The sequence below is a fragment of the bacterium genome (genome assembly GCA_035703895.1).
Lineage (GTDB): Bacteria > Sysuimicrobiota > Sysuimicrobiia > Sysuimicrobiales > Segetimicrobiaceae > Segetimicrobium.
The window spans coordinates 1-5,044 of sequence record DASSXJ010000162.1 but is presented as its reverse complement, the minus strand read 5'-3'; the positions used below and the strand labels follow the sequence as shown (position 1 = coordinate 5,044).

Annotated in this window: 6 protein-coding genes; all 6 read right to left on the bottom strand. The window is 64.2% G+C overall.

Annotated features, from left to right (window positions below; genetic code table 11):
• On the bottom strand, window positions 1–851 hold an 851-nt coding region (locus VFP86_11575; GenBank protein ID HET9000279.1), incomplete at its 3' end, for a hypothetical protein.
• Window positions 852–853: 2 nt separating this feature from the next.
• Window positions 854–1,483, bottom strand: a complete 630-nt coding sequence (locus VFP86_11570) for a hypothetical protein (GenBank protein ID HET9000278.1) — start codon at window positions 1,481–1,483, stop codon at window positions 854–856.
• Window positions 1,484–1,503: 20 nt separating this feature from the next.
• Window positions 1,504–2,037 (bottom strand): hypothetical protein, encoded by a 534-nt coding sequence (locus VFP86_11565; GenBank protein HET9000277.1) that lies wholly within the window; start codon window positions 2,035–2,037, stop codon window positions 1,504–1,506.
• 23 nt (window positions 2,038–2,060) lie between these two features.
• Window positions 2,061–2,507 (bottom strand): hypothetical protein, encoded by a 447-nt coding sequence (locus tag VFP86_11560; GenBank protein HET9000276.1) that lies wholly within the window; start codon window positions 2,505–2,507, stop codon window positions 2,061–2,063.
• A 441-nt stretch (window positions 2,508–2,948) separates the two neighbouring features.
• Window positions 2,949–3,173: a DUF1059 domain-containing protein gene (locus tag VFP86_11555; GenBank protein HET9000275.1), complete on the bottom strand. Its 225-nt coding sequence runs from the start codon at window positions 3,171–3,173 to the stop codon at window positions 2,949–2,951.
• A 34-nt stretch (window positions 3,174–3,207) separates the two neighbouring features.
• Window positions 3,208–5,044, bottom strand: a 1,837-nt coding sequence (locus VFP86_11550; protein ID HET9000274.1) for an alpha/beta fold hydrolase, incomplete at its 5' end; no start/stop codon positions are given.

Genomic DNA, 5,044 nt, shown 5'->3' with positions numbered 1-5,044 from the left:
CATCCCGACTGCCCGGTCAGGCAGTTGATGTAGCCGGCGACGTTCGGATACGTGATCACCGGCACGACGTTGTCGAGCTCGTACGTGTGGATGTTATTGGACGGGTTGTTGATATGGTTCGCGTGGACCGCCCACATCGGTTGCGAGGCCGTCCCGATGGTCGCGTTGCCCTTCGACATGTCCAGCGTCCCCCGCACGAAGAGCTGGTTCTCAAAGGGCGCCGCGTCGCCTACATTGATCGCCCGATCGTTATAGAATCCGGTCTGGACGGCCTTGATGAGGAGGTCCGAATAGAAGTAAGCGGACCCGTGGATCGTGACGTTGCCGCCCCCGCCTTTGAGGGCGGAGTAGGTACCGGCGGAATAGGTGGTGAAGTCCGCGGGGGTCAATCGATGGAGTTGAATCTCGATAGATCGCGACACGCCGCCGAACGAGCCCAGCGCGCGGATCGAGATATTGTTGGTCGGATCGGCGGCCACCTTTCGGATCTCGATGCTGTACGTGCCAACGGGAGCGGCCGACGGAAACGCCTGATTCATGGCGTTTCCCCCACCGGGCTGGAACTGGTCCACCAGCGGCTTGAACGCGGCCCCGGCCGGGTCGAGATTCGCGGTGGCGCCAGCCTGTGCGCTCCAGTCCTTGTCCAGACGCAGCACCGCGATGGCGCGTTCGATCGCCCCGTCGGCGATGGCGAAGGCTTGATCCCCTTTCTCAAGCGTATGGGAAGTGGCTAATTCGGAGATGGTGAGGTTGGACAGGGCGACGATGATGAGGGCCATCACCACCATGAAGGCAATGGCCAGCAGCATCGCCATCCCCGATTCGGATCCAAGGGCTCGAGGCTTCGACATGCCTACCCTCCCTGCCGCACAACGGTGTGCGTGGTGATCGTGACCGGATTCTCACCGGCGGACAGTCCCCGCACCTTCACGGTGATCCCGACCCGCCGGATGAGGCTGCGGTCGTTGAGGGTCAGGGGGTTATCGGTCAGTTGCCCCCCTCCGAGGTCCGCGGCGCTCCAGTAGGAGAAATCGAGTTCGGTGAACGTGAGGACCTTGGCTTCGGCAGTGGCCGTCATTGGCTGGCCGACCGTGGACCTGATGGTCGCGTTGCACCCACTCCCGGTGACCTTGGCCTGATACACGGTTCCGGTGTTCAAGTAGAATCGATAGCATTGTGCGGTCCCGGTGTTGTCGAGGTCGGCGAAGAAATCCACCTCGTGCGGGTCGGCGTAGATCACCGCCGGGCTGGTGGCGGTGGTGGCGTAGTTGTATCCGAGCATGCGCAGGCTTCGTCCCACCTGGTTAACGGCAACCCGACCGTTCTGCTGCTCGCCCGCAAACTGCTGGATTGTGAGCCAGCTGGTCAGGCCCGCCCGGAAGGCCAAGAAGACGCCCAAGGACATCGTCCCGAGTAGTACCAGGGCAGCCATGATATCGATAAAGGAAGTGCCGCGTTCTCCACACCATCTCGGCCGGGGCATCTGCATCTCCTCTGCGTGGTTCATCGAATCCCCACCGATGTGTAGCCGGTGAGATACGACGTTTGGTTCTGGCAATCGGCCTGGGTCCGGTAGACGTCCACCTCGATGAGCTGCAAGTAATTCGTCGACGGGGTTGTGCTGGAGTCTACCGGGGTGTTCGGATCCCAGGAGACCACGATCCGGCCATAGGGAAACTCCGCCGGTTGGGACGGCCCTGCGGAAAATGGGGCCGCCTGCGTCTGCGCCCCGGTGCAATCTGTGGACGGGACGTACACCGTGCAGCTGGCCGAGGTGCACATGCCTTCATACCCGAGCTGGTGGGCGTACTCCAGTTCGGCCTGCACCCACTCGGTCGCAATCGTGTAGAGCCGCGCGGGCTTCTCCTGGGCCGTGGGGGTGTGCCCTCCGATCAGGCCCAGCGCCACGATACTGAAACTGGTGATGCGCGATGTGGACGCCCACGACACCAGCGAGACGATCGCGATCAGGGTCAGGGCGATCACGACTTCCAGGGTCGAGAAGCCCCTCAAACCGTTGCCGTGGGTGCGAACCATGTGCGCATTCCTCCGGAGAATTTTCACGGCGCGGTCACTGCCGCGAGGCCTGTGTATGGTTGGACCGTGACCAGGTAGGACCGGCCGCGCAGGGTGACGGTGATGGCATGGGAGCTCGAATCACCGAAGATGGGCTGCCCCGATGACCGGAACGCGACGGCCGTTCGGGTGGCGTCGGCGGAGCACGCCACCGTCCCCGCGTTCGGCGGGGTGATCTGGATTCCGGCGGCGTACTCCTGCCCGCGGTTCACGCTCTTGAACGGCGACCCTTGCGTCACTGTGTAGCTGGTCAGGTCGATGTTGAGCGGATCGTTGCCGCCGTAAGACGTAGAGTAGAGATCGTAGCCGTCCGATCGAAAACAGACTTCCACCTGGGGCTCGGTGCCGGCATTGGCAACCGCCATCTGCTGGGCGAAGCGCAGATCGCCTTCGATGAGGTACGCCGCGTTCTGCAGGCGACGTTTGCTCACGGAACCCGCCCAGCCCCACGCGGACGTCAGGACAATCGCCATCAGCGCTAAGGCAATGATCACTTCTATCAATGAAAACCCTGTTTCCCTGTGTACACGCATCGTCCACTCCACGTTTTGACCGGTCCCGATCGGGCTGCACCCGGCTCCGCATAGATAGCGCGAAGGCCGGCACCCGTAATCGGACGCATCGATGTATCGTCTTTCGGAGTAGAGTCTACGAGGGTGGCGCGGGGGTTCACTGCTCTCGAATGGATAATGTTGCGGCTCGTTAGAGCGAGAAAACCGACGATCAGGCGGACCCTTCGAATGATCTAATCCGTTGTATCCACCCGAGCGCCGGGCACGGGGCGGCGGCCCAAGAAAAGCCGCAAGACCAGGCCTCCTGCCCGGTCTTGCGCCGTCTTACGCCTTGCGCTGCCGTTGTGTCTCCGTGCGCGATCAGACCTCCACGACGTCCAGCATCTTGCTGAGCTCCTGCCGCAGCTGCGGGGTGTTCTCGTGCCCATGGGTCTTCGCCGCGTGAGTTGCCGCCGCTTCGATCAAGTCCTGGCGCTGGGACTCCGGCGCCATGATCACCAGCTGGCAGTTCTTCTCACTCGGGAACTTGCCGCAGTTCGCGACCACCCATTTCCCCTTCTTGAGGTTCATCTGTTTGAGATCCATATCGCTCGCCTCCTTTTTCTTGTGTTGGACGTGTCTATCCTAAAACGCGCGCGACCATCTCTGTGGCTCGTTGGACGCCCCCGCGGGCCACCGGCGTGTAGCCGGCGGGCACGGCCAGCTGACGGCGCACCGCATCGGCCAGGCCCTCGGGGGTGATTTCATGATAATCCATCTGCGCCGTGTGGCCGAAACGCCGGAAGCGTCTGGCCACGTGAAGCCGCTGCTCGAAGTGGTTGTGGAGCGGGAAGGCAATGAACGGGCGTCTGAGCGCGATCAGCTCCATCCCGGTGGACAATCCGCCCTGGATCAGCGCCCCGTCGCAGCAGGCGAGGTGCTCATGCAGCTCGGGGAGGTAGCCCCGAACCTCGAGCCCGTCCTGCCGCCGCTCTTCGAGCGGCGCCCGGGGCCCGGCGACCACGACGAGGTGCAGGTGGGGGATCGCCCGTGCCATCGCCGGGTAGGCCTCCACGATCTTGTCGAGGAGGTGGCGGCCTACCGAGGTGCCCCCGGCCGCCGCGATGACCAGGACCTCCTCGCCGGTGTACCCGAGGCGTTGCCTCACCGCGCCGACGTCGCCGTAGTCCTCAGGGTCGAACGGCAGAGTGTAGCCGCTGAACTCAAAGTGGGCGCGCGCCCATTCGCGCATGTTGGGCAGGTCGCGCCCAAATGGTTCGTCGAGCACATCCTCTGGGTCGCCGACGAAAATGGCCACGTCCCGGACACGCGGGTACCGCGCGACGTGCTCAACGTGCTCGGCGTTCGCGTGCCAGCACAGGTGCCCCTCGTACGACTCCCATCCGGTGATTGGCAGCATCCCGATAAAGTCAGTGAGGAACACAAACGGAGCGGTCTTCAGCTCCGGGTTCTCGTGGAGGTAGTGGTCCACCTCCCACGCCTCGTCCCCGACCCAGGCGTCGTAGCGCTCGTGCTCGACCACGTCGGCGAACGTCATAAAGTTCGCCGTCAAGATCTCATCCATGTCCCACACCGTGTGGAAGAGGTTCACGTCGTGCTCGCCGGCGCGCCCCTCCACGTGCGCTGACTCATTCAACAATCGCTCGCTGGCCGGATGAACAATCTCCCCCGCCTGCGCCACTGCGGATTTGACCGGCTCGGCCGCCAGCCAGTGGATCTCCAACCCCGGCCGCCGTTGCCGCAGCTCGCGGGCGATCGCAAGGTCCCGCCGGACGTGGCCCAGTCCGATCGGCGAACATACCCAGAGGATCTTCCGCTTCGCCACGAGCGCGTGCCTCCACGTCCGAGACCGAGGCGGCGGGGTGGCAAAATCGCGGATCAATCGGTTGACCCGGACGCAGTCGCGCAGGTGGCTGGCGTGGCCGGAGCCTTCAAGGGTGACGAGCGTCGATCCGGAGATCGCCCGATGCAGGAACGGGGCGTTGGCGGCGTACCCCGCGATCCGGTCATCGGTTCCATGGATGAGTAGGGTAGGGGCCTGGATGCGACTCAGGAGCTCGGGGAACGATGTCCGGCTCCACCATTCGTCTCGGGTTCGGATCAGGACCTCGGGATCCCCGTCGAGCCCCCACGCGAACGCGTCGGCGATGGCCTTCGTCGAGTGCGGCTCGGGGAGCATCTGGGCGAAGAAGAACTCCAGCCACCCCGGAAAGTCCAGCCGGAAGTAGTTGGCGTTCAACTTGGCCCACCCCGTGTAACGCTCGTGCTGCGCATGAAAGAGCTTCAAGACGTTCTGGCGCCGCTGTTCCCGGTCTGCACCCGCCGCCTGACTGGGCGCGCCGCCCATCAGGACGAGCCCTGTCACACGCTGGGGATACTCCGCCGCGAGCATGACGGCATGATTCGTGCCGCCCGACCAGGCGATCAGGGTGGCGCGGTCGACGCCCGCGGCGTCC